At 65.0% G+C, this 25,007-nt stretch carries 23 protein-coding genes; 8 read left to right on the top strand and 15 right to left on the bottom strand.

The features are described 5' to 3' along the window. Positions 1-96 precede the first annotated feature (96 nt). The 3 genes from iscR to LJE61_RS14220 form a co-directional block, all read right to left on the bottom strand. A complete protein-coding gene (gene iscR, locus LJE61_RS14230) occupies positions 97-579 on the bottom strand; it encodes a Fe-S cluster assembly transcriptional regulator IscR (RefSeq protein ID WP_296909919.1) in 483 nt (160 codons plus the stop codon). Positions 580-641: 62 nt separating this feature from the next. Beyond that, positions 642-1,454: a serine O-acetyltransferase gene (cysE, locus tag LJE61_RS14225; RefSeq protein ID WP_296909917.1), complete on the bottom strand. Its 813-nt coding sequence runs from the start codon at positions 1,452-1,454 to the stop codon at positions 642-644. A 49-nt stretch (positions 1,455-1,503) separates the two neighbouring features. Beyond that, positions 1,504-2,271 (bottom strand): RNA methyltransferase, encoded by a 768-nt coding sequence (locus LJE61_RS14220; protein ID WP_296909915.1) that lies wholly within the window; start codon positions 2,269-2,271, stop codon positions 1,504-1,506. 75 nt (positions 2,272-2,346) lie between these two features. Here LJE61_RS14220 and LJE61_RS14215 point away from each other — a divergent pair, with 75 nt between their 5' ends. From LJE61_RS14215 to LJE61_RS14205, 3 genes are all read left to right on the top strand, one after another. Beyond that, positions 2,347-3,144 carry an inositol monophosphatase family protein gene (locus LJE61_RS14215; protein WP_296909914.1) on the top strand — a complete coding sequence of 266 codons (798 nt, stop codon included), beginning with the start codon at positions 2,347-2,349 and terminating at the stop codon, positions 3,142-3,144. A 99-nt stretch (positions 3,145-3,243) separates the two neighbouring features. After that, complete coding sequence (locus tag LJE61_RS14210; RefSeq protein WP_296909913.1) at positions 3,244-3,714, top strand: aminoacyl-tRNA deacylase; 471 nt, start codon at positions 3,244-3,246, stop codon at positions 3,712-3,714. Positions 3,715-3,771: 57 nt separating this feature from the next. Then, positions 3,772-4,287, top strand: a complete 516-nt coding sequence (locus LJE61_RS14205; protein WP_296909911.1) for a CDP-archaeol synthase — start codon at positions 3,772-3,774, stop codon at positions 4,285-4,287. Between the two features lie 48 nt (positions 4,288-4,335). Here the strand turns inward: LJE61_RS14205 and LJE61_RS14200 are convergent, their stop codons facing one another. Together LJE61_RS14200 and LJE61_RS14195 are read right to left on the bottom strand one after the other, a co-directional pair. Next, positions 4,336-5,289 carry a metallophosphoesterase gene (locus LJE61_RS14200; RefSeq protein ID WP_296909909.1) on the bottom strand — a complete coding sequence of 318 codons (954 nt, stop codon included), beginning with the start codon at positions 5,287-5,289 and terminating at the stop codon, positions 4,336-4,338. Positions 5,290-5,312: 23 nt separating this feature from the next. After that, positions 5,313-5,858, bottom strand: coding sequence for a DUF1134 domain-containing protein (locus LJE61_RS14195; protein ID WP_296909907.1), 546 nt, complete (start codon positions 5,856-5,858; stop codon positions 5,313-5,315). 309 nt (positions 5,859-6,167) lie between these two features. On the opposite strand from LJE61_RS14195, the gene LJE61_RS14190 reads away from it, so the two are divergent. Both LJE61_RS14190 and LJE61_RS14185 read left to right on the top strand, forming a co-directional pair. Continuing rightward, a complete protein-coding gene (locus tag LJE61_RS14190) occupies positions 6,168-7,595 on the top strand; it encodes a GH1 family beta-glucosidase (RefSeq protein ID WP_296909905.1) in 1,428 nt (475 codons plus the stop codon). Beyond that, positions 7,592-8,491 carry a glycosyltransferase gene (locus LJE61_RS14185; protein ID WP_296909904.1) on the top strand — a complete coding sequence of 300 codons (900 nt, stop codon included), beginning with the start codon at positions 7,592-7,594 and terminating at the stop codon, positions 8,489-8,491. The genes LJE61_RS14190 and LJE61_RS14185 overlap by 4 nt, the downstream gene beginning before the upstream one ends. Here LJE61_RS14185 and LJE61_RS14180 read toward each other — a convergent pair. Then, on the bottom strand, positions 8,476-8,625 hold the full coding sequence (locus tag LJE61_RS14180) for a hypothetical protein (protein ID WP_296909903.1): 150 nt from the start codon (positions 8,623-8,625) through the stop codon (positions 8,476-8,478). The genes LJE61_RS14185 and LJE61_RS14180 overlap by 16 nt on opposite strands. A gap of 526 nt (positions 8,626-9,151) precedes the next feature. Between LJE61_RS14180 and LJE61_RS14175 the strand changes: the two genes are divergently transcribed. Together LJE61_RS14175 and malQ are read left to right on the top strand one after the other, a co-directional pair. Further along, positions 9,152-9,751 (top strand): fasciclin domain-containing protein, encoded by a 600-nt coding sequence (locus tag LJE61_RS14175; RefSeq protein ID WP_296909902.1) that lies wholly within the window; start codon positions 9,152-9,154, stop codon positions 9,749-9,751. A gap of 384 nt (positions 9,752-10,135) precedes the next feature. Next, positions 10,136-11,644, top strand: coding sequence for a 4-alpha-glucanotransferase (gene malQ, locus LJE61_RS14170; protein WP_296909900.1), 1,509 nt, complete (start codon positions 10,136-10,138; stop codon positions 11,642-11,644). A 151-nt stretch (positions 11,645-11,795) separates the two neighbouring features. On the opposite strand, the gene LJE61_RS14165 is transcribed toward malQ, so the two are convergent. From LJE61_RS14165 to LJE61_RS14130, 8 genes are all read right to left on the bottom strand, one after another. Further along, positions 11,796-12,137, bottom strand: a complete 342-nt coding sequence (locus tag LJE61_RS14165; RefSeq protein ID WP_296909898.1) for a TusE/DsrC/DsvC family sulfur relay protein — start codon at positions 12,135-12,137, stop codon at positions 11,796-11,798. Between the two features lie 212 nt (positions 12,138-12,349). Further along, positions 12,350-14,530, bottom strand: a complete 2,181-nt coding sequence (locus LJE61_RS14160; protein ID WP_296909896.1) for a malate synthase G — start codon at positions 14,528-14,530, stop codon at positions 12,350-12,352. 362 nt (positions 14,531-14,892) lie between these two features. Continuing rightward, positions 14,893-15,945, bottom strand: coding sequence for a WD40 repeat domain-containing protein (locus LJE61_RS14155; protein WP_296909894.1), 1,053 nt, complete (start codon positions 15,943-15,945; stop codon positions 14,893-14,895). Between the two features lie 57 nt (positions 15,946-16,002). Continuing rightward, complete coding sequence (gene ilvB / locus LJE61_RS14150) at positions 16,003-17,736, bottom strand: biosynthetic-type acetolactate synthase large subunit (protein ID WP_296909892.1); 1,734 nt, start codon at positions 17,734-17,736, stop codon at positions 16,003-16,005. Positions 17,737-17,881: 145 nt separating this feature from the next. Then, complete coding sequence (locus LJE61_RS14145) at positions 17,882-19,894, bottom strand: amylosucrase (protein ID WP_296909891.1); 2,013 nt, start codon at positions 19,892-19,894, stop codon at positions 17,882-17,884. A 72-nt stretch (positions 19,895-19,966) separates the two neighbouring features. Further along, a complete protein-coding gene (locus LJE61_RS14140) occupies positions 19,967-20,899 on the bottom strand; it encodes a carbohydrate kinase family protein (RefSeq protein WP_296909890.1) in 933 nt (310 codons plus the stop codon). 159 nt (positions 20,900-21,058) lie between these two features. Beyond that, positions 21,059-21,910: an HAD-IIB family hydrolase gene (locus LJE61_RS14135; RefSeq protein ID WP_296909888.1), complete on the bottom strand. Its 852-nt coding sequence runs from the start codon at positions 21,908-21,910 to the stop codon at positions 21,059-21,061. After that, complete coding sequence (locus tag LJE61_RS14130) at positions 21,907-24,051, bottom strand: HAD-IIB family hydrolase (protein ID WP_296918739.1); 2,145 nt, start codon at positions 24,049-24,051, stop codon at positions 21,907-21,909. The genes LJE61_RS14135 and LJE61_RS14130 overlap by 4 nt, the downstream gene beginning before the upstream one ends. 162 nt (positions 24,052-24,213) lie before the next feature. Between LJE61_RS14130 and LJE61_RS14125 the strand changes: the two genes are divergently transcribed. Beyond that, positions 24,214-24,669 carry a SufE family protein gene (locus LJE61_RS14125; RefSeq protein WP_296909884.1) on the top strand — a complete coding sequence of 152 codons (456 nt, stop codon included), beginning with the start codon at positions 24,214-24,216 and terminating at the stop codon, positions 24,667-24,669. 73 nt (positions 24,670-24,742) lie between these two features. On the opposite strand, the gene LJE61_RS14120 is transcribed toward LJE61_RS14125, so the two are convergent. Then, on the bottom strand, positions 24,743-25,007 hold a 265-nt coding region (locus LJE61_RS14120; RefSeq protein WP_296918737.1), incomplete at its 5' end, for an SPOR domain-containing protein.

The following is a 25,007-nucleotide window of genomic DNA, read 5'->3' as shown; positions in this document are numbered from 1 at the left end:
CGCTCGTCGATCCTCCGAGTCGCCTCGACAGGTGCTCAACAGATCAAGCTGGCAGAGGATCTCTCGGGCTGCGCTTCGGCTTTGCGGCGCGCGCCTTCAGGCGTTGGCGACGATGCGCTGAACGCCGAGCTTGACGTCGACCGCGGTGCAGGCCGTACCGGGTCGAGCGTGGGCATCATGGCGGCGATCAACCAGTTGTTGCAGACTGATTCGATTCAGATAGTCGTAGATCCGATCGCTGAGGTCGTGCCACAGGTCATGGGTCAGGCAGGGACCATTGTTCTGGCAATTATGCGCACCACCGCAGCGGGTCGTATCGACATTTTCGTCCACTGCGGAGATCACCTCGGCGATATGGATGTCCGAGGCCTGACGTGCGAGGTTGTATCCGCCACCCGGGCCGCGGACACTGGTCACGAGTGCGCGACGCCTCAGTTTCGCGAAGAGTTGCTCGAGGTATGAGAGCGAGATCCCCTGGCGTTGGGCAATGTCCGCCAGAGCGATCGGTCCTTGCCCTTGATGGATGGCGAGATCGAGCATTGCCGTCACCGCATAGCGGCCTTTCGTTGTCAGTCTCACGTCCAACCGGCTCCTTTGTCGATAAATCGCCCGATCATACGTTATCCAACCAAGGCGTTCAATTAATCCGTATCAGATCTGCGAGAAATGAGACCGGGGTCGTCGCCTCCCGCTTCGTCCGGCGCGGCTGCGGGCGGGATCTCGACCTTGTCGAGTGTGGGATCGTGCTCGAAGTGATGCATGATGCCGTGGGTCTCAAGTGCGCGCGACATGAGCTCCATGCGCTGATCCATGTGGTGGATGTGATCCAACATCCGGTTGATGGCGTTGGCGATGGGGTCGGGCGCGTCGCGGGTCGCCCCGTAGGCATCGAAGCCGATGCGTTTGGCGGTGTCGGCCCGCCGACGGGTCGCCTCGTCCTTCGCCGGCTCGATGATGCGACCCGGAACCCCCACCACCGTCGCTCCGGCCGGGACGGATTTCACGACGACGGCGTTCGAGCCGATCCGAACGCCGTCGCCGATCTCGAGTGGACCCAGGACCTTGGCCCCCGCCCCGACCACCACGTCGCGCCCGAGCGTGGGATGCCTCTTGCCTTTCTGCCAGGTGGTGCCGCCCAGCGTGACGCCATGATAAAGCGTGCAATCGTCGCCGATGACCGCCGTCTCGCCAATGACGACCCCCATCCCATGATCGATGAAGAAGCGCCGGCCGATGACCGCGCCCGGATGGATCTCGATCCCGGTGAAGAGTCGCGCCACGTTCGACAAGAGGCGCGCCAGCCATTTGAGATCCTGCTTCCAGAGGCGATGCGCGAGCCGATGCATCAACACCGCGTGCAGGCCCGGATAGGTGGTGAAGACCTCGAAGCCGGTGCGCGCCGCCGGGTCGCGCTCGAACACACTGGCGATGTCTTCCCTCAATCGATTGAGCATGTCGGCATTCCCTTTGATTCTGGACTGGGCACTGGGTGCAGGCGCCCTGTCATTCTGCCGGATTCGCCCGCCGCCTGTCTGCCTTGCGTCCCTGTGCCGCACTGAGGATGCCCCGCAGGATGTTGATCTCGACCTGATCGGGTCGCGCGCGATTAAGGAGTCGGCGCAGACGCAACAGAAGCTTCTTCGAGTGATCCGGGTCACCGAAGCCGATCTCCCGGAGGGTCTCCTCCAGGTGCCGATGCAGGCCCTCGAGCTCGTCCGCTGTGGCGACAGTCCTGCCTGGCTCGGCCGGCTGTTCACGCCGGTCCTCGCGCCAGCAGCGCCGAATCTCGTACGCAAAGACCTGGGCGGCGGCGGCCAGGTTGAGTGAGCTGAAGCCCGGCTCGGTCGGAATGTGGGCCAGATACTGGCAGCGCGACAGCTCGGCATTGGTCAGCCCTGAGCTCTCTCGCCCCAACAGCAAGGCGACATCCCCTTCGGCTGCCTCCATGAGCAGTCGCCGTGCGCAGTCTGGCGGCTCCAGGACTGGCCAATCGAGGGTCCGGAGGCGTGCACTCGCGCCGATCACGAGGCGGCAGCCCACGATCGCCCCGGCGAGATCGACATGTATCCCGGCGCGCTGCAGCAGATCGTCCGCACCGCAGGCACGGGCCAGGGCATCGGCATCCGGGGCTTGCCTCGGCGCGACCAACTCCAGGCGAGAGAGTCCCATGGTCTTCATCGCGCGGGCTGCGGCACCCACGTTCCCGCTGAGGCTGGGCTCGACCAGGACGAAGCGAATGCGCGCGAGCGCGGCTGTCGGCTGCTCTGTCATGCCATGCAAGTTCTTCAGAAAATCATTAGATTGTCAATCTTTGATCGGTGGTGCGCATCGGGTATCGTTCGCGCTATGCATCCGAGTCTCAACATCGCGATTCGCGCCGCACGCAGCGCTGGCAAGCTGCTCTTGCGCTATGTGGATCGCGTCGACACCCTCAGGGTCGAGTCCAAGAGCCGCAACGATTTCGTCAGCGAGATCGACCGCCATGCCGAGGCGCTCATCATCCAAGAGCTGCGGGCGCGGTTTCCCGATCATGCGATCCTTGCCGAGGAGAGCGGCGCACAAGGCCGGGGCGACTACCAATGGGTCATTGACCCATTGGACGGGACCACCAATTACCTGCACGGCTTTCCCCAGTTTTCCGTTTCGATCGCTCTCCGATACAAGGGGCAGCTCGAATGCGGCGTGGTCTACGATCCGTTGCGTGAGGAGCTGTTCAGCGCCGCGCGTGGCCAGGGCGCGCAACTGAACGATCGCAAGGTGCGTGTCGGCAAGCGCCCGTCGCTCGACGGGGCCTTAATCGGTACCGGTTTCCCTTTCCGGAATCTGCGCCACATCGACACCTACCTGGGCATGTTCAAGGATATGACCCTCGCCACCGCCGGGCTACGCCGTCCGGGATCGGCGGCGCTGGATCTCGCGTACGTCGCCGCCGGGCGCACCGATGGCTTCTGGGAGCTCGGTCTGTCGCAGTGGGACTGTGCGGCGGGCGCCCTCTTGATCATGGAGGCCGGCGGCACCGTGTCCGACTTGGGAGGCGGTAAGCGTTATCTCGAGACCGGTAATCTGGTCGCCGGAAATCTCAAGGTGCACCGCGCGATGCTCGATCTTCTCCGGCCCCATCTGAACGCCCAACTGAAGGCCTGAAGCGCTCTGCGGGTGTTCGGGTGGGCTTGGGGCTTACCCCTGTAGATCCATCGCCACAGGGTCTAGACTTGGTTATGGGCAAACCGCGCGGAGGTCATCATGTCCATCTCAAGTCGGCTCGAGTCCTATCTCAAGGAACAATGCGTGGAATATTCCCTGGTGCGTCATCCGCACACCGGATCGAGCATGGATACCGCGCAGGCGGCACATGTTCCGGGCGACCGTTTGGCGAAAGGGGTCGTGTTGAGTCACGGGGGACACTCCCTGCTGGTGGTCGTACCCTCCGACTATCATGTGCATCTCGGGCGAGTCCATACGTATCTTGGTGAGCCCGCGGGGCTTGCGACGGAGGACGAGCTGGCCGAGCTCTTCCCGGACTGCGAGCCGGGCGCGGTGCCGCCGATCGGCGCGGCCTATGAGCTCCGGACAGTCGTGGATCGGAGCCTTCTGGGGTTGCCGGAGGTCTACTTTGAATGCGGGGACCACGAGAATCTGGTCAGGGTGGACGGTGCGCAATTTGCGATCTTGCTAGAGGGTGCCGAGCCAGTCGACGTCGGTCAGCACGTTTAAGGGGCGGGGCGGCAGCATCAACCGTCGGTCGATCCCTCGACACCCCACAGTGCCGGGATGACGTCGACCCTGCAGATGCTGTTGCTGGTGGTCTGGGCCAACGCCGCTCCGGTATTGGCGCGTCTGGTCTTTGGCCATCGCTTCGACTGGCCCCTGGATGGCGCGCGGTGTTTTCTCGACGGTCGTCCCCTGCTTGGGGCATCCAAGACCTGGCGTGGGCTCGGTGCGGCTGTCCTCACCACGCCGCTGCTTGCGTCCGTACTGGGTCTCCCATGGCTGGTTGGACTGGTCGCGGCGATCGCCGCGATGCTTGGGGATATGACCGCGAGCTTTCTGAAGCGGCGCATCGGCCGCCAACCCAGCGACAACGTGATGTTCCTGGATCAGCTCCCCGAGGCCCTCATGCCGGTGCTCGCCGTGCAAACGAGTATCGAGCTGTCGGCCGGCCAGGCGGCGATCGTCGTTCTTGGGTTTGTGCTGATCGATCTTGTCTTGACGCCGCTTGCCGGGAGGGTGCGCTCCGCGGCGTGCCTGGCTTCGCGTCGATCGGTCCGTAAATGGCGCCAACCTTAGTGTTGCTCACCCCCGCCGGGGCGCGGTCTCGGCTGGCCTCTTGTGGTGTCAGCCCGTACGCAGCTCGTGGACGGTGATCTCGGGCGGGCAGTTGAGCCGCGCGTTGACCACGGAAGTCCCCGCGCCGACCGAGGTGTAGCCGATCAGGTCCGCGTATCTCCACGGGCCTGCTGCCATGGCACGGGGGCAGCGGGCGTCCCAGACGATCGGGATGCCGCCGGGCAGGCAGATCTGCCCGCCATGGGTATGGCCGCTGAGCATCAGGTTGAAGCCCGCGTGCGCGGCCAGTCGATAGATCTCCGGGGTGTGGGAGAGGAGGATGGAGACGGCATCGTCCGGGATCGCGGTGGAGGCGCGTTCGATATTGTGAACCTGGTAGTAGTGTGCGTCGTCGACGCCTGCCAGGTGGAGCGACTGGCCGGCACGCTCGATGACGATGGCCTCGTTCAACAGCAGCCGGATACCCAATTTCTCCAGGCCGGGCACCAGGCGCAGCGTGTCATGGTTGCCCAGGACGCCGTAGATGGGCTCCTGCAGCTGGAGACGGATGGTCGCCATCCCCGCCAGCACCTGATCAATGGGCCCGAAGGTGCGGGCACGATAGTCTCCGGTGAGCACGCATAGGTCGTATTTCAGCTCGCGCACCTGCTCGCTGATGGCGTGGGTATTTCGCCTCTCCATGTCGACATGCAGGTCGCTGAGGTGCAGGATGCGATAGCCGTTGAAGGCAGAGGGCAAATCCGGGATGACGACTGGGTGATGCCTGACCCGGATGCTTCGGGCATTGCGTTGGGCGCGATTGTAGAGCCCGCTCAGACGCAGACAGGCGCGAATCACACCGTGGACAGAGTACCAATTCTCCGGGTAGAAAAAATGCGCGCCCGGGCGGCGCAGCACGAAGACCTCATGGTCTCCTTCCAGCCCCAGCCGCTGGCGCAGATGAATACGGCCGATGCGTGCGGTCAGGTCCGCGAGGTCAGCGGGTTCTTCGAAGGGGTCCATGCTTGGGGATGTGTTTGGGTGCCTCAGAAGGGGTTGATGTGTGCCCTGTCCGTGAAGTCCATGTAGCCGGCGCTCACGCCTTGGCGCCAACCCGCCCCGAAGCGGATCGGCGCCAGGACCACATCACCCGACTGGAGGTAGTTCGCGCCGACGCCGCCCACGAAATAGAGGCTACCCTCGACCCCGGGGAAGCGCTGATAGAGTGCCTCGGCAGCGGGTAGCCGATAGACGAGGATGAAGACCTTCGATGCATTGAAGCCGATGTCGAAACCGATCGAAGGACCCTGCCAGTAGACGGGTCGTTCCGGTTCATATTTCAGGTTCAGGGTGCCGCGGCCATAGCGCAGCCCGACGGCGAGTGCGCCTGCAACCTCTTCGCCGGCGATATAGGCGTTCGGCTCGCCCTGGTCCTTGAATATCTTCTGGACGACCAGCGCGATCTGCTCGGCCCCCTGGCCGAAGAATCCCTCGACCCTTGCGACGATTTCCTGCTCGCTGAACGTATCATCAGCGGTGGCCGGCGTGACGATCCAGAATAGCAGTGCCACGGTTTTCACGAGTCTTCGCATTGCGGATTCTCCTGGCTCAGGGCGACGCCGAGCTGGCCGCATGAAGGGGCGCCGCACGGCAGCGAGCTCACCGGCCCATCGACTCGACGGGCGCCTCGGCTACGGTTGTCATCCGGGCGAAGATGCCCGGGCCTCCTCGCTCGACGAGGGCTCAAGCTACCATGAACCCCGTCGGTTGTCCCCTGATCTAAGCCTCGTACGGCCCGCATCGGCGTTGCCCGGGGAAACCCGCGGGCCGAGGTTTCGCCCGGGCGCGAATCGCGCGCGCCACGGCGGGCGGGTGAGCCGATATCACCGAGTTGAGTGATCATGCGAATCGAGTTTCCCGAGCATCTGATCTGGGGTGCGGCGACCGCGGCCTTCCAGATCGAGGGGTCGCCGAGTGCGGACGGTAAGGCTGAGTCGATCTGGGATCGCTTCACTGCCCGCCCCGGGCGGATACGCGACGGCAGCGATGCCCGGGTTGCCTGCGATCATTATCGGCGCTACCCGGAAGACCTGGCGTTGATGGCCGATCTCGGGCTTGGCGCTTATCGATTCTCGGTATCCTGGCCACGGGTGATTTCCGCCCCCGACCGGGGCGTGAATCCGGACGGTCTCGATTTCTACAGCCGCCTGGTCGACGGGCTGCTCGAGCGTGGCATCCGGCCGTTCGTCACCCTGTACCATTGGGACCTGCCCTGGTTCGAGCAGCAACGCGGCGGCTGGGATGCGCGCGACACCGTCTGGCGCTTTGCCGACTACGCCGAGGTCGTGGCGCGACGCCTCGGCGACCGGGTGAGCCATTGGGTTACGATCAATGAGCCGCTCACGGTTACGGTGGCCGGCTACGTGTCCGGCGACCATGCGCCCGGCCAGCATCGGCCGTTGGGGGCCTTTCGGGTCGCCCACCATCTCCTCCTTGCGCATGGTGCCGCACTCGAACGTCTCCGCGCCCTCGTGCCCAACGCCAAGGTGGGACCTGCGCTCAACCTGTTTCCGGTCATTCCCCGGACCCGATCCGACCAACGCCGGGCTGAGCGCATCGATGCCCTGGTAAACCGGCTTTTCGCCGACCCCATCCTGAAAGGGCGGTATCCCCGACCAGTCCAGCGCCTCCTCTCGGTCTTCAACTGGACACTGCAGTCTGGCGACCTGGATCTCATTGGGCAACCGGTCGATTTTGTCGGCGTCAACCACTATTCACACATCATCATCGAGCGAAGCTGGCTGCCCTGGCTGGGTTTTCGCCTAGCACGGAGTTCCGATCCCGCCGCCCTGCACACCGACATGGACTGGGAGATCTATCCGCGCAGCTTCTTCGATACCCTGACCTGGTTGCGGGAGCGTTACGACAATCCGACGGTTTATATCACCGAGAACGGTGCCGCCTTTGCCGACCGGGTGGAAGCAGACGGCCGTGTTCGCGACCAGCAACGGCGTGACTATCTGGCAGCGTATCTCGTGATGTTGCGCAAGGCGTTGGACGCAGGCAGCGATGTGCACGGCTATTTCGTCTGGAGTCTGTTGGACAATTTCGAGTGGGCACTGGGTCTGTCCAAACGTTTTGGCTTGATTCATGTCGACTACCGAAGCCTGAGGCGTACACCCAAGCTGAGTGCGCACTGGTACGCGTCGGTCTGCCGGAGCGACGGTTTCGAGCTCTCCGAGGCCATGTATCGATCACTGTTGGCCACGACGCTCGATGAGTCGCTGGATCTCATCGAAGAGCACCATCTGAGGGGTCCGGCGACATGAAGGCAAGCGTCATCATTCCCGCCTTGAACGAGTCGAAGCTCTTGCCCGGGCTGCTGGACCGGCTTGATCGACAGACCTTCCGTGATTTCGAGGTCGTGGTGGCCGATGCCGGCTCCAGCGATGGCACCCGCGAGATCTGCAAGTCACGCGGCGTGGTCCTGACCGACGGTGGGATGCCCGCGGTCGGACGCAACAGGGGTGCTGCGCTGGCGCGCGGTGAGTGGCTGTTCTTCCTCGATGCCGATGTGATGCCGCCTCCAGACTTTCTCGCGAAGGCGCTCGGGGAAATGACGGCGGAAGGGATCCGGCTCGCGACCTGTTCGTTCGAGCCGGACTCGGATCGTCCTCTGGATCAGCTGCTCTTCGAGCTCGCCAATCTCTATGTCAGGCTGAGCCTGAAGAGTGATCCGCATGCCGGCGGATTTGCCATCTTCGTCGATCACACGCTGTTCGATCGCGTCGGCGGGTTCGACGAGCAGCTTCGTCTCGCGGAGGATCACGATTTCGTCAAGCGGGCTGCCCGCTATGCTCCGCTGCACCTGCTTCAATCGACGTCCATTCGCATGAGTGTGCGACGCCTGGAGAAGGATGGGCGGTTCAGCTACAGCGCCAAGTGCATCCAAGTGGAGTTGTACCGCCTTTTCAAAGGCGAGATCACCGAGGACATCGTCGACTACCAGTTCGGCTATGGCGAGTCGAACCGGGACGTGGGGGCGGACGAGGCGCTGAAGCGTCTAAGCGATCGGATCGCGGCGTGGAAACGTCAGCATGCCGAGACGATTCGCCGAGTTTCGCACGACATGCAGGACTCCCCCGAGCTGACGGCGACTCTGGCCGAGCTCAGGCGCACGTTCAACACCCTGAAGGACGCCGTGCAGAGCTACCTCTCGCGTTGACCCTCCGCGGTCTCCTCCTCCTTGTCGCTGGTCTGTTTCGCTCGATTCAGCGCGCTCAGCTGCGAGTAGGCGAACCAGACAACGACGCCGGCAATGAGCAGCACCTCTAGACCCTTGATTGCCCCGCTGGACATCAGTTACCCCTCTCTTGTTTGAGATCTATTCATCGTTCACGCATCAGTGTGACGGCATCGCACAGCCTGTCACGCCGATACCCCTGACGCGCAGTTTCGGTTTCCGCGCAGGCCCGAGACCCGGTCGTTCCGTTCGCGCCGGTGCGCTCAGACTGCACCGGGTCTGCCCCCGTCCCGACATCGGAGGCGCCTTGCTCTCTCCGCGACCGTCCAGGTTGCGTCTGATCGATCCCGGTTCAATGCGTCGTCAGCACCGCTTGCAGGGTGTCGAGTCGACGCTGCAGGTCGCGCCCTTTCGCCCTCTCGATCTCGGTCCCAGCGGCCCGCGGGAATCTTGGCGGGGGAACGAGAACCGCTTCATGAGTCGAATGACCCTGTTTCGCACAGTGGTTTGCTTGAGTCCTGCCGGACTGCCCAAATTCCTGAGTGCGCAGGTCGGAAAATGCCTCGGCATGAGGCAACCGGCAATCGCTCGGCCATGATATCGGCCCTTGTCCATTCTGTCTTGACTCGGAGGAACCTGAAGATGAGCAACGAGAGAGCACCCGGCATGAGCCCTCTGACCATCGCCCTCGGTCTGGCGATCACCCTCGGTCCACTCACGGCCTTGTCTTTCGGAAGCAGGTACGCGGGCGAAGAGACGATGGAGCGCGCGCGTGCCGGCCTCGTCAACGCCAAGCCGTCCGATCCGTTCGCCGGTTACGACAGTACCCGCACACCCGGCTACGGCGTCGACAAGAGCCTCGCCGACATCACTGGCGGAGCGGCGATCTTCAGTCAGCTGCAGTCGGCGATCAAGGTTGCAGGTGCCGAGGCAATGCTTCGGGGCGACGGTCCGTATACGGTCTTCGCCCCCAGCAACGATGCGTTCGCCCGTCTGCCGCAAGAGCGTTTGGATGCCCTCATGACCGATCCGGCTGCACTGCGGGACGTGATTGCGGCGCATGTCGTCCCCGGTCGTCTCAGTGCGACCGACATGATGCAGGGGCGCACGGCCACCACCCTCGCCGGTCATCCGCTCCAGGTCGGTGTGGAGGGCCACCTGAAGGTTGCTGATGCGACCGTGACCCAGTCGATCGTGGCCAATAACGGCATCGTTCATGTCATCGATCGGTTGATGCTGTAAGGCCTTTACGCCGGGCGCCTGCGGTGCGGCGCCCGGCGGGTGAAGGCCCACAGGTGTGTCGGCGCGGTCTCGTCCGTGCCGTGCGCTGTCTTCTCCCTTGCTCGCATACCTGTGCCCCTGGGCAAGCGCCACAGCCTTCGAGCTTGCAAAGACCGTATCCCAACCATCGTTGATGGTCTGACCAACACGCGCTCCGGACCGGCAAGGATCGGTTGCTCTGTGAGGTGCATCGCGCAGCTCACCGATCCGGAGGTAGACGCCTGGAGCAGGAAGCGGGCGGGGGAAGGTATTGGTCCGCGATTTTTTCCGAGCCGGCGCGGCTTTTCGGATCCGCTTTGGGTAGACTTCCGGGTTTAGGCCCCCGACCCGAACTGGAGTCCAGGCATGCACCGCACCAGCGGCATTCTGCTTCACCCGACATCGCTGCCCGGCCGGTTCGGCATCGGCGATCTCGGGCCTTCTGCCCGTCGTTTCGTGGATTTTCTCGCGGCAGCGGGGCAGGGGTTGTGGCAGATGCTGCCGCTCGGTCCGACCGGATATGGCGAATCACCGTATCAGTGCACCTCTGCCTTCGCCGGAAATCCTCTGCTGATCAGTCCCGAGCTCCTGCTCCAGGACGGATGGATCGATCCGGATGATCTGAGCTCATCGAGATTTTCGAACGACGATGTGGATTTCGGTGCCGTGCTTCCTTGGAAGCGCAGGCTTCTGTCGCGGGCGGTGAAGGCGTTTCATGAGCGTGCAGGCGACGCCGATCGCGAGGACTATGCGCGGTTCCGCGAGACGCATGCGGACTGGCTGGATGACTTCGCCCTCTATCATGCGCTCAAGGTTCACCATGGCTATCGCCCCTGGACCGAATGGCGCGCCGAGTATGCGCGACGGGATCCGGATACACTGGCGCGTTGGGGCGCGGCGCACGCAGGTGAGCTGGAGGCCCAGCACCTGATCCAGTATCTCTTCTTCAAGCAATGGTCCGCCCTCCGTGCCTATGCCAACAGCCACGGCGTCCGTCTGATCGGTGATATGCCGATCTTCGTCGCCCACGATTCGAGTGAGGTGTGGACGCATCGGGAGTGGTTCCAGCTCGATGAAGCGGGTCATCCGACAGTCGTCGCCGGTGTCCCCCCGGACTATTTCAGCGCCACCGGGCAGCGCTGGGGCAATCCACTCTATGATTGGCCGAGTTTGGCGGCAGACGGCTACCGTTTCTGGGTGCAGCGTCTGCGCAGGGTGCTGGAGCTGGTGGATTACGTGCGGATCGACCACTTCCGGGGATTCGCCGGCTACTGGGAGATCCCAGCCCACGAGGAGACCGCCATCAACGGTCGTTGGGTGCCGGGGCCGGGGATGGCGCTCTTCGACGCCTTGCGCGCGGCGCTCGGCGATGACCTGCCGCTGATCGCCGAAGACTTGGGCGTCATCACCCAGGACGTCGAGACCCTGCGCGACCAGCTTAAGCTTCCCGGAATGGCGGTCCTGCAATTCGGATTCGAGGACACCGCGGGCGGGTTTGGCCGCTCCTCTTTTCTGCCCCACAATCATCGTCGGCGCCTGGTCGTCTATACGGGCACCCATGACAACAACACGCTGCTCGGCTGGTGGTCGCTGCGCGACCCTGCGACCCAGCACAACGCCCGGCTCTATCTCAACAGCGACGGCACCGAGGTGCACTGGGATTTCATTCGTGGCGCGCTCGCGTCGGTCGCGGCGCTCGCGCTGTTTCCGATGCAGGATGTCTTGGGGCTGGGGCCGGAGGCATGCATGAACCGGCCGGGAACGTCCGAGGGCAATTGGGTCTGGCGTTATCGTGATGACATGCTCACGGATGCCGCGGCCGATCGCCTGCGGGTGCTCAGTCGGCTCTATGGGCGGTTACCTGTTCCGATCTGATCGCAGCGCGGGCACCGGGCGTTCAGCAGCAAGCGCGCGCCTTTGCGACGGTCGACAGTGCCTCACGAAGGCTCCGAGCCCGGCCCCGCGGGGCCGGGTTGCCATGGAGAGCGAGGCCTGTCGGTCGAGCGCCATCCACCCGACGCCCGGGTCAACAGGAATGGCAGTAGTATCTCGGCAGTCCCGCCAAACGGCAGGCCTGTTTGCAGCCGCCGTTCGGGAACAGTCCCTCCAGGTGCTTCCGGGTACAAGGGACATGCGGGGAGACATGACCCCCGATCGTCTTGATCACGACACGCGGGGAAGGCGGGATCTCATGGGTCGCGTAGTATTCGCGCAGGAAGTTGATGACCGCCCAGTGGCACTCGGTCAGATTGATGCCTTCATCTTCGGCCAACGCCTTGGCGACCGTGGGGTCCCAGTCACCGAAATCGGCGAGATGGCCTTGCTTGTTGAGCTCGAACTTCCGTCCGGCGATCTGCATGGTGGACATACATCGCTCCTCCACCCGCTAGGTGGTCTGATACGGCTTGGTGGTCATCGCGCCTGTCCTTTGGCTCCGGTTCCGTGTGCGTCTCCAGTCGGACCGGCCCTCGGTCCGAATAGACAATTGTCAATGCAATTCCCGGTAATGATGAACCGAAATCCCGGGGATGCAACCTAATCCAGGTCAACGGAGTTGCAGATTATGAGATTCGGGCGCTTTCATGTCTGCTGGAGGGCCTTGACCCGCCTGCGCATTGCATGCAGCGTGGGCTCGGTGTAGCCGTTGGGCGCGTCGCGTCCCTTGAAGACGAGGTCAGCCGCAGCTTGGAAGGCGATCCCGTCGAACCCCGGGGCCATGGGGCGATAGAAGGGGTCGCCGGCGTTCTGCGCATCGACAACCGCGGCCATGCGCCGGAGTGTCTCCATCACCTGCTCCGGGGAGACAATGCCATGGTGGAGCCAGTTCGCCACGTGTTGACTGGAGATCCGCAGGGTCGCTCGGTCTTCCATTAGACCCACGTTGCCGATATCAGGCACCTTGGAGCAGCCGACCCCTTGGTCGACCCAGCGGACCACATAGCCCAGGATCCCCTGGCAGTTGTTGTCAAGCTCCCGTTGGATCTCCGCCGGGCTCCAGGCGCATTGGGGGTCCAGCGGGATCTGCAGGATGGCGTCCCGACTGGCACGGGGTCCGGCGGAAGCGATCTCGGCCTGAACCGCGGCCACGTCGACCTCATGGTAGTGCAGCGCGTGTAGTGTTGCCGCCGTCGGAGAGGGGACCCAGGCGCAGCTCGCACCGGCCTTGGGATGGTTGGCCTTGGTGGCGAGCATCGCATGCATCTCGTCGGGCATGGTCCACATGCCTTTGCCGATCTGGGCATGTCCGGGCAGCCCGCAGGCGAGCCCGACGTCGACGTTCCAGTCCTCGTATGCGAGCAGCCAGGGCGCGGTCTTCATGTCCGCCTTACGCAGCATCGCCCCGGCCTCCATGCCGGTGTGGATCTCGTCACCGGTGCGGTCCAGGAATCCGGTGTTGATGAAGATCACCCGCTCGCGGGCCACTCGGATGCATTCCTTGAGGTTCAGGGTCGTGCGGCACTCCTCGTCCATGATGCCGATCTTGAGCCTGTTGCGGGCGAGACCGAGGGCATCCTCGAGACGCGCGAAGAGGTCGACGGCGAGCCGGACCTCGTCGGGCCCATGCATCTTCGGCTTGACGATGTAAATGCTTCCGGCGCGTGAGTTGCGGAAGGCCCCATAGCTCGGATGGATGTCGTGCAGGGCGCAGGCGACGGTGATGAGGCCGTCGAGCATCCCCTCCGGGACCGCCTCGCCAGCGGCGTCGAGCACCGCATCCGTCGACATCAGGTGGCCGACGTTGCGCACCAGCATGACCGCACGTCCGGGCAGGGTGAGGGTGCCGCCTCGCGGGGTGCGGTAGATCCGGTCGGGTTCCAAGGCGCGCTCGACGACCCTGCCGCCCTTCTGGAAACGGGCGGTCAGATCGCCCTTCATGAGACCCAGCCAGTTACGATAGACCGCGACCTTGTCCTCGGTGTCGACGGCGGCGACCGAGTCCTCACAATCCTGGATACTGGTGACGGCCGATTCCAGCACCACGTCGGCGACACCGGCCGGGCTGGCGCGACCGACCGGATGATCGCGATCGATGCGGATCTCGATGTGCAGCCCGTGGTTGACCAGCAGGATGGCCTCGGGTTGATCCGGGGTTCCGCGGTAGCCGACGAACCGGCTTGGCTCGCTCAGCATGGTCTGACGGTTGTCGTGCAGACAGACGACCAGTTGGCCGTCCTCGATACGATAGCCGCAGGATTCGCCGTGTGACCCCCGGTTGAGCGGTGCGGCCTGATCGAGAACGGCGGCAGCGCGTGCGATGACCTCGGCGCCGCGTCTGGCGTTGTAGACGGTACCGCGCTCTAAGCCGCCGTTGTCTGGGATGGCGTCGGTTCCGTAGAGTGCGTCGTAGAGACTGCCCCAGCGGGCATTGGCGGCGTTGAGGGCGTAGCGGGCGTTGCTCACGGGGACCACGAGCTGCGGGCCGGCGAGGTGGGCGATCTCCGCGTCGACATCCGCCGTGGTGACGGTGAAGTCGGGTCCTTCGGTAACCAAATAACCGATGTCCGACAAGAAGGCACGATAGGCCCCCAGGTCGGGGGCGCGTCCGCGCTGCTTGAGATGCCACGCGTCGATGCTGGTCTGCATCTCGTCGCGCTTTGCCAACAGCTCACGGTGCCGCGGTGCAAGCTCACGCACCATCTCGCCGAAGGCCTGCAAGAGGGCGTCGGCTGTGATCCCGGTGCCTGGGAGGACCTCGTTGCGAAGCAGGTCGTAAAGGGGTCGGGCGACCTTCAGTCCGCCCACGTCCACGCGTTCTGTCATGGTCTCGGGTCTCCCCAGCCCTTGCTCGGCGAGGGCTGTCTCAGTGGGCGTCTGGGTCTATCCGAGGTATGCGCTGTTGCCCCGGCTCCAGTCCTCATACGCCAGCGCGCGATCGCCCGCGGCAGCGGATGATCCAGGCCGCAGACCGTGCGGCTTGGTGGCCGGTCGCAGGAGGCAGTGAGCGCCGGAAGCCCTGCCTCGACCTACCTTGTGCGCATCGCCGCAGCAGGGCAAGGGTTCCCCGATGAATTCTGTCAAGTTAGAAGATTCGTCGATCCAATGCTTGCAGCCCCCGTCTTCTTTGGCGACAACCTGGCGACCCGCTATCCGGCCCCCGATTCGCCGGTCGCGACCCCTCCGTCTCAGCGCTTACCGCCGAACAGACGCCCGAAAAGACCCGGCGCAGGTCCCTGTTGAGGCGTCTGCGCGGCGTGAGCGATTGCCGCCTCGGCGGCGGCGCGTGTGTCCTCCGCTTCCGCGGCCTCCCAGGCCGCGCTCAGCGTCTCCCATCGCGGATCCTGGCCGTCCAGGCTCCAGGCGCGGATCTGCCTATCGACGCTGCCGGAAAAGAGCCAGCGTCCGTCGGGGCTGAAGGCGATGCAGTAGACATCCTTCTGGTGTCCGGTCAGGCGCGCCAACTCGGCGCCGCTTGCGGCGTCCCAGAGGACGATGGTCTTGTCCGCGCTGCCTGAGGCGATGCGCTTGCCGTCGGGGCTGAAGATCGCACTCCAGGCGGGGTAGGTGTGTCCCTCCATCTCCCTGATCTGATTGCCGTTCTCCAGATCCCAGAGACCGACCGAGCCGTCGACGTTGCTGAGCAGGAGTCGGCTGCCGTCCGGGCTGAACTGGGTACTGTTGATGCCGTTGTTGATGACGTCGATGCGTGTCAGCTCCTCGCCGGAGGCGACGTCCCAGACTGCCATGGTGCAGTCCCGGCTTCCGGAGACCAGCCGTGTGCCGTCGGGGGAGAAGACGACACCCTGGACGTACTGGGGGTGTCCCTCGATGGTCCGGACCAGCATGCCGTCGGCGACCTGCCAGATGCAGATGGTGCCGTCCTCGCTCCCGGAGGCCAGCAGCCCCCCCTGGGGCTGGAAGTCGACGCTGTAGACCAGACTGCTGTGCCCGCTCTGACTCCAGAGTGCCGCACCGCTGCTGACGTCCCACAGACGCACGGTGGTATCCGTTCCGCCGGAGGCGATCCGGTTTCCGGCCGGGTGGAAGCGTACCGTGTAGACGCGCCCCTGATGACCGGCGAGCTGGTGCTCGGCGCGCCCCGCGGCGACGTCCCAGATCTTGACCAGGCTGTCCCAGCTCGCGGTGGCCAGACGCTGCCCGTCCGGGCTGAGCGCCAGTCCGTAGATGGTATCGGTTGCGGCCGTGCGTGGCACGGAGCGCCAGTGTTGAGCAGGCATCGTGGTCTCCTTCTGACTGATGCGAGATGAATCTGCAGCGGGTCGGCTGATGCGGGATCAGGATTCGATCATCTGTGCGAGGCTGTGACCCGGGCGCACCATGGGGATGACGTTCTCGGCCTTGTCGATCCAAACATCCACCAACACCGGGCCGGGCTCGGCGAGGGCACGGGCGACCCCCTCGCGGAGGTCCGCGGGATGTTTGATGCGTTGGGTCCTGAGGCGCGGATAAACATACTTCAGGCCGGTCAGATTTGGGATCTGACGCCGACAGCTCTGGTCCAGGTCGATGCAGTCTGGATCGCAGCTCGCGTTGCGGGCGAGGCAGGTCTCGTAGTGGTGGCCCTGGTCCATCATGTCCTCCCACTGCCGGACCATGCCCAGGAAGCTATTGTTGAGGACGAAGATCTTCAGCGGGATCCGATTGGCTACCAGGGTTCCGAGCTCCTGGATGTTCATCTGGAAGCTGCCGTCGCCGTCGATCAGGAGCAGGGGGTGGGCGGGGTCGGCAAACCAGGCGCCGATCGCGGCGGGCAGCCCGAACCCCATGGTCCCGAGTCCGCCCGAGCTGACCCACTGCCGCGGCCGCTGGAAGCGATAATACTGAGCCGCCCACATCTGATGCTGGCCGACGCCAGTGACCAGGGTCGCGTTACCCTCGGTCAGCTCCGAGAGCGCCTCCACAACCGCCTGGGGCTTGATGTGCTCGGAGCGTCCATAGGGCTTGGGCATCCGCTCGCGCCAGCGCGCGATCTGGGCGAGCCAGTCCGGATGGTCGGCCCCGCGGCCGTGGCTCAACGCGTGCTCGAAAAAATCCCCCAGCTCGGCGACCAGATGCAGGTTGGTCGGAATCGTCTTGTCGATCTCGGACGGATCGATATCCACGTGCGCGATGCGCTTCCCAGTGGCGAACCCACGGACCGCGACCCGGTCGTCGAACCGCCCGCCCAGGGACAGGATCAGATCCGCGTCGCGCAATGCATAGTTGGCCGGGATGGTGCCGTGCATGCCCGGCATGCCGAGATTCAGCGGAAGCTCGAAGGGAAGCGTGCCGAGCGCATTGAAGGTGGTGGTCACCGGAACGGCGAAGCGCTCGGCGAAGGCCCGCAGGGCCGGCGCCGCATTGGCGTGGATAATCCCGCCGCCGGCCTTCACAACCGGTCGCTCGGCGGCGGCGAGCGCGGCAAGGATGGCGTCCGCCTTGGCCGGGTCGAAGGCGATCGGCTCGCGATGGCGGGCCCGAGGCGTGTTCGGCTGGCCCGTCTCGGCCAGCTGGACGTCCTTGCAGATGTCGACCACCACCGGCCCCGGGCGCCCGCGCGTGGCCAGCGCGTGTGCCTCACGCAGCACCCACTCCAAGTCCCGGACGTCCTTGACCAGATAGTTGTGCTTGGAGATGGGGCGGGTCAGGCCGACGGTGTCGACCTCCTGGAAGGCGTCGGTCCCGATCGCGCCGCTCGGCACCTGACCCGTGATGAAGAGCGTCGGCAGCGAGTCCTTGTAGGCATCGGCGATGGGCGTGGCGAGGTTGGTCGCCCCCGGTCCGGACGTGGCAAGCGCCACGCCGACCCGACCGCTGACCCGCGCATACCCCTCCGCGGCGTGGCCGGCGCCGCCCTCCTGACGACACAGGATGAAGCGCGGCGCCCGGACGCGCCGGCGCATCCGTCGGTTGAGCTCGACGTGCAATGGAATCACCGCGCCGCCGGTATGGCCGAAGACATAGTCGACCCCCAGGTCGGACAAGACATCGAAGAAGATGGCGGCTCCGGATCGGCTGGGATGGCTCATGGGGCGAGGGACCGGGACTCTGCGTCTGACAGACCGGTAATGATACCCTCTCGTCGGCCAAACGGCAGGTCGACCTCAGCTGGGCGGGGCTGTCCGTTCTTTGAGGATCAGCCGCGCTGACCCGGCGCGCGGCTGCCGACAGCGATCACGGATGCCCGCGATAGGGGCTGGCGCCGAAGGTGTCGTCGAAGAGCGCGCCCGGTCGCTGGTTCGACAGCCAGCAAAAATGGTAGGGCGGGATCACGACACGGTTGTTGAACATGGCCGGAGACTCGCCCGAGGCCAGGTCGGTGATCTGGCCGTAGCGAAAGAGGCCGCGTCTCCCCAGGTTGTCGAGGTCCAGATACTGGGGCGTGCCGTCGAAGTTGGCCGCGACCAGGACCGAGTTGGCCGCGAGGCTTGGATGGGTGCGCAGAAAGACGAAGAGGTGCGGGTTCTCGACGTCGATCAGCTCGCGGTTGTTGAAGTCGGCAAAGGCGGGCGTTTCCTTGCGCACCGCGATGAGGTGCTTCAGTCCCTCGAAGAGCCGCCGCTCCACCGTCCCGGTCTCGTTGCGGCGCTCGGCGCGCAACCAGTCGATGCGCGGCCGGTGGATCCAGCGGGTATCGCCTGCCTTGTTGCTGTCCTCGAGAAACGAGTTGTCGTTGAGCGTGCCGATCTCGTCGCCGTACCAGATCAGCGGGATGCCGCCGAATGACAGGATCATGGCGTGCAGGGTGAGGATCAGGTCGATGACCTGTCCGATCGCGTGCTCGTCCTCGGCCTCCAGGGCTGCCTCCAGCCCCGCAAGCGAGGCCAAGGCACCCGCGATCCGGGCGTCCCCGGTCTTGAGATTGACGCCGAACGGGCGGCCGCGGGCCGGCGAGCCCTCATAGGCGCCGGTGAACCAGTCGACCAGGAAATGGCGGTGGGCATAGGGATCGTAGTCGCAGGCGCGGATGTCCGCGTCATCGAAGCCGAGCCCGATGTCGTCGTGACAGCGCAGATAGTTGAGCCAGGTCGCGCGATCCAGTTTGTTCGGCAGGCTCTTGATCCCTTGATTCAGGAGCTTGGCGTTCTTGGTCGCCACCGCATCCCACAGCAATGCCATAAAGGTCGCGTTGTAGGCGATCTCGCACTCCTTGGCGATCACCGCATCCTCGCCGAAATACTTGATGATCTCGGAGGGGGCCACGATCGCCTCGGCGATAAAGAGCACGCCCGGAGCCGTGACCTGGCAGCAGTCCTTCATCAACTGCAGGATCAGGTGCGCCTCGCGCTCGTTCTGACAACTGGTCCCGATCTTCTTCCAGAGAAAGGCGACCGCGTCCAGACGCACGATATCCGCCCCTTGATTGGCCCAGAAGAGGATGATGTCGACCATCTCGATGAAGACCGAGGGATTGGCGTAATTCAGGTCCCATTGGTAGTGGTTGAAGACCGTCATCACCCACCTGCCCATCGCCTCGTCCCAGGTGAAATTGCCGGGGGCGGTCTCGGGGAAGATCTCGGGCATGGTCGCCTCGAACATGTCGGGGACGTCGCGATTGGGGAAGCAGTAATAGAAGCTCTGGTACTCGGGATCGCCGGCGCGGGCGCGTTGCGCCCATTCGTGCTCGTCCGAGGTGTGGTTGACCACCACATCGAGTGTGAGCAGCATCCCGCGCCGCCGCATGGAGTCGGCCAGGTTGCAGACGTCTTCGACGCTGCCGGCGCGCGGGTCGATGTCGCGGAAGTCGCTGATCGCATAGCCGCCGTCGCTCGCGCCTTTCGGGCATTTGAGGATCGGCATCACGTGGACCATGTTGACGCCGAGCTCCTGCAGGTAGGGCAGGCGCTCGTGCAGCCCCTGCAGATTCCCTGCGAAGCCGTCCGAGTAGAGCGCCATGCCCACCCATTGCTGGTGCAGGAACCAGTTGTGGTCCTCCTCGCGTGCCATGTCGAGCTGTTTGAGCTCGGCCGGGCGCTCGATATAGGCCCGCGCCAGGCGCTCCGTGAGATGGATCATCTGGGTCTTGAAGTCCTCCCGATGACCGTAGAGATGGAAAAAGAGCGAGTGGATGGCGTAGAAGTTGGCGCCCAGTCGGGTGTAGAAATGCCGCAGATCCTCGCGGTAGATCTCACGGCTGAATTCGTCCAGGATGTCGTTGAGCAGGGCATGCGAAACCTGTTCGTACATCGAAACTCCATCGGTTCGGCAAGGACGTGGTCAGCGGGGCATCGACTAAGGCGCTTGCGCGACCAAACCCGCTCAAGATCCGCTCACGTCCGGTGTGGTGGCGATGCCCCATCGATCGACAAAGGGGCGGTAGAGCGCGGGATCCTGTGCCGTCGCGCCCTGTTGCTCGACGATGCGCGAGGCGAAGGCCTGTGCACGTTCCAAGGTGGTGGCGAGCGGCCATCCATGGATCAGCCCGAGGATCAGGACAGACGCGAAGGCATCGCCCGCGCCGACCGTGTCCTTGACCGGGAGTGCGGGTCCGGGGGCGACACGGACCGGCTCCTCATCGCCTCGGATCGCCAGGGCGCCGTCCCCGCCGAGGGTGACGACCAGTCCGGTGAGCGCATGCTCGGCGAGGAAGGCTGACGCCTGCTCGGCGAGGCCCGCAGCGTCGGTCCCATGCGTACCCGCGAGGAGCAGGAGCTCGCTGCGGTTGAGCTTGACCCAGTCGGCGCCCCGGAGCAGCGCAAGCGTCTCGTCCAGCGACCACCAGGGATCGCGCAGATTGACATCGAGGAAGCGCATGCCGGGCCCTGCGGCCTTCAATTCCCGCAGGGTCGCCGCCGAGAGCGGTCGGCGCAGCGCGAGGGTCCCATGATAGAGCAGGGCGCCCGGCGGACCTGGGTCGATGGGGCCGATGTGGTCGAAGGCGCGATCGGGGATGATCTCGTAGCTCGGCTCCCCTCTGGCGAGCGTGACCCGGACCTCCCCGGTGGGGTGATCCGGGTCGGTTTGAAGACCGCTGGTATCCATCCCCCAATCAGCCATCGCGCGGCGGACCTGTGCGCCCTCCGGGTCGTCTCCGACGGCACTGATCAGGCGCGGTGAGGCGCCGAAGGCGCTCAGGTGCCAGGCGACATTGAAGGGGGCTCCGCCGAGCACGCGTCGACCGTCCGGAAAGCAGTCGAACAGGACTTCTCCGAAGATATCGACGCGAGGCTGCTTGGTTGGCGGTTTCAACATGGGTCGGTTCCGTTTCTCGTCGGGGCCAGGCGGTCGTGGGGCCCTGGGGCCGTGAAGGCGTCTGCCCCTGCGCAGGGGCGCCAAACATCGCGTCGGTCGGCGGCCCGCGTGGCACGAGAGGGAGGGCGTGCGATCTGCTGCCGCTCAGTCGGCCGGAGTCTAACCTGACGCTGGGTCCAGTGACGGGCCGAGGTCGGGCCGGAAGTGGGCCACTCCCTCCAGGATACCGGCGCTGTAGTTTCCGTTCATCCCCGACCAGCCGCCGCGCGCGCAGTAGAGCCGTGCCGCTTGTCCGCTCGCCTGCGCCATTCGCAGCGCCTGCTCGCGCACCTCGGGGTGGCCATTGGCGACCAGGACGGAGGGGATCGCGCTGACCAGCACCTCGAGGTCGTTGCCGCTGTCCCCGGCGAACACGGTCGTGGATTCGTCGTGACCCAGACGCCGCATGAGAAAGTCCACGGCGTGATACTTGGTCGCGCCGCTCGGCAGCACATCCAGCAGCCCGACGCCCGCAGCCTCGTCGACACTCCAGATCAGGCTGGCCCGCACCCCGCGATCGGTCAGGCGGCTCGTCATCTCTGCCTTCAACGCGCCTGCGTCCGTGCCGATGGGAGCGTAATAGCTGAGTTTGAACGGTGCCTGTTTCTCGGCTTCCTGCAGACGCAGCGCGCTGATGTCTGCGAACAGCCCGGCAAGCTGACCCGGGCCGACGTCGTCCCAGTCGCGGCCGATCTCATCCGACCAGTCCGGGAGCCGGCTCCACCCCTCAGGCGTGACCATGAAGATGCTGGTCCCGACGTCCCCGATGACGACATGGGGTTCGGGCAGGTCATACTGCGCGATGGCCTGTTGCACCAGAGCCTGGTGGCGACCCGTCACGTAGACGAGGGTGACGCCCGGCGTGGCGACGAAACGCCGAAAGCGCGGGCGCGCGTCAGGCGATTCCGGCTCTGCTCCGTTCGGGATCAGGGTCCGGTCGAGATCGGTACAGAGTAACAGCGGTCGGCTCATGCGGAATCGGGTTCGGAATTGGGGACGGCGCAGGCGCCGAAGAAGTCGTAATGTTTGACGGCCTCCAGGATCCCCAGTGCATGGGCCTCGCGCGCGAAGTAGATGTTGTCCATCTCCACCAGCTGAGAAAGCTCCTCGCCGTGGCGGTTGGCGACGACGACGGCCAGGGTATTGCCCCGCATCATGTCTTCGTCTGCCCCCGAGCCGCCGGCCACCAGGATGTGCTCGAGCGGGATACCGAAGCGGTGCGCGACATAGCGCAGTGCCTGGCCCTTGCTGGCCCGGATCGGGACGATGTCGAGGAACTGGCCGAAGGCGTGGATGACGTTCACGGTCAGCTCACGGGTGCGCAGCAGGGTGGTGATCTCATCGACTGGCGGCGCCACCCCCGGATCGTAATGATAGGCGATCTTGAATCGGCTCTGCTCGGATTTGCCCTGCGGGACCAGCCCGGGCACATCCTCGAGGGCGCGACGCACGGCATGCGGTTTCCAGAGGTGGTCGACGTGCTCGCTCCAGAAGTCGTCGACCACCAAGGCGGCGCTGTAATGGATCTCGGTCCCGAGGCTCGTGATCATGACATCGGGCACCGGGATGCCGTGCCGTTTGAGCTCGGTCAGGAGCGAATCCAGCCTTCGGCCCGTCGCAATACCGAAGTTTGAGCAGCGCTTGTTGGCCCGCACCATCTCGGTGAACAGCCGGACTCCCTCGGCGTCGCCGAGCAGACTCTGATCCAGATCGGTGAAGAGGGCCCGATCGCGATAGATCAGGCGCCGCCGCACGGGCGGGGTATCCGGTATCGGCTCGGTGCGCTTGGTGAGTGGCGCAACCCGCTTACGATAGGTCTCGGCATGGGCTTGCCAGGAGTAACGGTCGCGGACCCCGGCCAGACCGTTGCGGACCAGCTCCGAGCGGTAATCGGGATCGCTCAGGATGCGAATCAGTGCGGCGGCCATCGCCGTCCGATCCAATGGGTCGACCAGCAGCCCGTTGCGGCAGTTGCCGATGATGTCGACCGGGCCGCCGTTCTCCGTCGCCACCAGGGGAAGACCACTCGCGGCCGCCTCCAGGAGTGTCAGCCCAAACGGCTCGGTGAGGGCCGGGTTGATGAAGACTCCGTCCCGTTGGGCGGCCAGACGATAGATGTCGGGCACGTCGTCGGCGCGATGATGCTTGGGCGCCGCGACCCGCCCGTAGAGGTCGTAGGCGTCGATGGTGAGCAGCACATCCGTCAGGACGGTGCGCGCACCCTCGTCGAGATCCCGGATGTCGTCCCGGTTGCCGGCAACGATCAGGAGATTGGCCAGAGACTGGAGCTCCGGAGATTCCCCGTATGCCTCGACCAGTGCGACGATGTTCTTGCGATGATCGGCGCGTGAGAGCGCCAGGATGAGGGACTTGTCCGGGTCGTCCAGGAAGCGATCCACTTCCTCGAGGAAGGGGACGGGCGGTTCGTCAGCGGCGGGCGGGTGAAACTGGACCAGGTCGGTCCCCGGCGGGATGACGACCATGCGTTCCGGCCGATAGTAGTCGTAGAGGGCGTACTGCTGGTCGATCTCGTTGTGGGTGCTGGTGATCACCAGCTCCGCGGTGCCGAGCACCGTTTCCTCGGCGTCGATCCGGCGCACCATGTTATAGCGTGCGTCGATCTGCTCGCCGTCCAGCCCCGCCGCGATGAGTCGCTGACGTTTGTCCCGCCCGAGTGAGTGGCCGGTGTGGACCAGAGGCACGCCCGCCAGATTCGAGAGCCTGACGCCGACATAGCCGGCGTCGGCGTAGTGGCTATGGACGAGGTTCGGCCACCGACCCTGATCATGCAGGTAGGCGGCCAGGCTGTCGACGAACCCGTCGAGGTGATCCCAGAGTTGCTCCTTCGGGATATAGCCCTCCGGTCCCGCATCGATCCTGACGATGCGCACCTTGCCGCTCAATCCCTCGACCGGCTCGCCATAGTCCGGGCTCACCGCCGGATCGATCACCCGGCGTGTGACGAGGTCGACCTGGGAGACGTCATCCCGCTCGCCGAGCGCCCGCGCGAGATCGACGACATACTTGGTCTGGCCGCCCGTGTCCGCGTCGCGGCCGAGCTCGAGGTCGTGTCCGCGAATCAAGCCGTGAATGCTGAGAAGTAGGATGTACATACGTCTGACTCGTTGCAGGCGGCCAGTCTTTCGAATCCGGACCCGCGGGCTTGAAAGTCAAGGTCGACGCCGCGATTCGCTCGTCAACCGCGTGGTACGCTCAGGGCAGCCTTCGAACCTTCCCATCTGTTTTAGACCGAGTCAGCGGAGACCAACCCGATCATGACCCAGGACGAGATCCTCGAGGCCTTTGCGTTGCTGCCCGACTGGGAGGACCGTTATCAGCTCATCGGCGACCTGGGATGCGCGCTGCCCGCGATGGCTGCCGGGCAAAAGACCGAGGCCAATCGGGTCAAGGGGTGTAACACCCGCGCCTGGCTTGCCGCCCATCTCACCGATGACCAGCCACCGCGTCTCGAGCTGGAGGCGGATGCCGAGACGCCGCTGGTGCGCGGTCTGGTCGCCCTGCTGCTCATACCCTTTCGGGACAAGACGCCGGCCGAGATCCTCGCCACGGACGCCAAGGCCTTTTTCGCGCCCCTCGGGATCGAATCGGCATTGAGCCCCAGCCGCCGTGCCGGGATGCATGCCCTGATTGCACGGGTGCGCGCGCTTGCCGCCGCTCATCTGCAAACCGAAGGTTCTGCCGGTGGCGAGGGGACGGCCGAACCAGGCTGAGACGCTGCTCGTGTCCCAAAGGCGCCAAGGACTGGGCGGCATTGGAAGCCTGCTCTCGCCGCTCCGGACATGTCTAGCGCCCGCGGCTCAAGACACCGAGCTCCGTCTCGGGAGGCAAGTCCCGAATCCACAGATCAAGGGTCGCCAGCTCGCTCGGGAGCTTGGAGATCGCCGCCACGGCGTCATCGCGGCGGGCGTGCAGGCTATGGATCAGGACGAACCAGGGGCGGCCCTGGTAGCTCTCCTCGCGATAGTAGACTTCGGACGGCAATGGCTCGCGGCGCGCGAAGTCCAGCATGGCGTCCCGTGAGTGGGAGCCGATGAGCTGCAGCGCGTAA

Origin of the sequence: Thiocapsa sp., assembly GCF_022340925.1 — a bacterium.
Classification (GTDB): Bacteria; Pseudomonadota; Gammaproteobacteria; order Chromatiales; family Chromatiaceae; genus Thiocapsa.
Note: the sequence above shows the minus strand (reverse complement) of the source record. Positions and strands in the feature narration are given on the sequence as shown.

Coding starts and splice junctions, on each gene's coding strand:
- cysE (WP_296909917.1), bottom strand. CDS start 1,454: ATGCTCAATCGATTGAGGGAAGACATCGCCAGTGTGTTCGAGCGCGAC.
- LJE61_RS14220 (WP_296909915.1), bottom strand. CDS start 2,271: ATGACAGAGCAGCCGACAGCCGCGCTCGCGCGCATTCGCTTCGTCCTG.
- LJE61_RS14215 (WP_296909914.1), top strand. CDS start 2,347: ATGCATCCGAGTCTCAACATCGCGATTCGCGCCGCACGCAGCGCTGGC.
- LJE61_RS14210 (WP_296909913.1), top strand. CDS start 3,244: ATGTCCATCTCAAGTCGGCTCGAGTCCTATCTCAAGGAACAATGCGTG.
- LJE61_RS14205 (WP_296909911.1), top strand. CDS start 3,772: ATGACGTCGACCCTGCAGATGCTGTTGCTGGTGGTCTGGGCCAACGCC.
- LJE61_RS14200 (WP_296909909.1), bottom strand. CDS start 5,289: ATGGACCCCTTCGAAGAACCCGCTGACCTCGCGGACCTGACCGCACGC.
- LJE61_RS14195 (WP_296909907.1), bottom strand. CDS start 5,858: ATGCGAAGACTCGTGAAAACCGTGGCACTGCTATTCTGGATCGTCACG.
- LJE61_RS14190 (WP_296909905.1), top strand. CDS start 6,168: ATGCGAATCGAGTTTCCCGAGCATCTGATCTGGGGTGCGGCGACCGCG.
- LJE61_RS14185 (WP_296909904.1), top strand. CDS start 7,592: ATGAAGGCAAGCGTCATCATTCCCGCCTTGAACGAGTCGAAGCTCTTG.
- LJE61_RS14180 (WP_296909903.1), bottom strand. CDS start 8,625: ATGTCCAGCGGGGCAATCAAGGGTCTAGAGGTGCTGCTCATTGCCGGC.
- LJE61_RS14175 (WP_296909902.1), top strand. CDS start 9,152: ATGAGCAACGAGAGAGCACCCGGCATGAGCCCTCTGACCATCGCCCTC.
- malQ (WP_296909900.1), top strand. CDS start 10,136: ATGCACCGCACCAGCGGCATTCTGCTTCACCCGACATCGCTGCCCGGC.
- LJE61_RS14165 (WP_296909898.1), bottom strand. CDS start 12,137: ATGTCCACCATGCAGATCGCCGGACGGAAGTTCGAGCTCAACAAGCAA.
- LJE61_RS14160 (WP_296909896.1), bottom strand. CDS start 14,530: ATGACAGAACGCGTGGACGTGGGCGGACTGAAGGTCGCCCGACCCCTT.
- LJE61_RS14155 (WP_296909894.1), bottom strand. CDS start 15,945: ATGCCTGCTCAACACTGGCGCTCCGTGCCACGCACGGCCGCAACCGAT.
- ilvB (WP_296909892.1), bottom strand. CDS start 17,736: ATGAGCCATCCCAGCCGATCCGGAGCCGCCATCTTCTTCGATGTCTTG.
- LJE61_RS14145 (WP_296909891.1), bottom strand. CDS start 19,894: ATGTACGAACAGGTTTCGCATGCCCTGCTCAACGACATCCTGGACGAA.
- LJE61_RS14140 (WP_296909890.1), bottom strand. CDS start 20,899: ATGTTGAAACCGCCAACCAAGCAGCCTCGCGTCGATATCTTCGGAGAA.
- LJE61_RS14135 (WP_296909888.1), bottom strand. CDS start 21,910: ATGAGCCGACCGCTGTTACTCTGTACCGATCTCGACCGGACCCTGATC.
- LJE61_RS14130 (WP_296918739.1), bottom strand. CDS start 24,051: ATGTACATCCTACTTCTCAGCATTCACGGCTTGATTCGCGGACACGAC.
- LJE61_RS14125 (WP_296909884.1), top strand. CDS start 24,214: ATGACCCAGGACGAGATCCTCGAGGCCTTTGCGTTGCTGCCCGACTGG.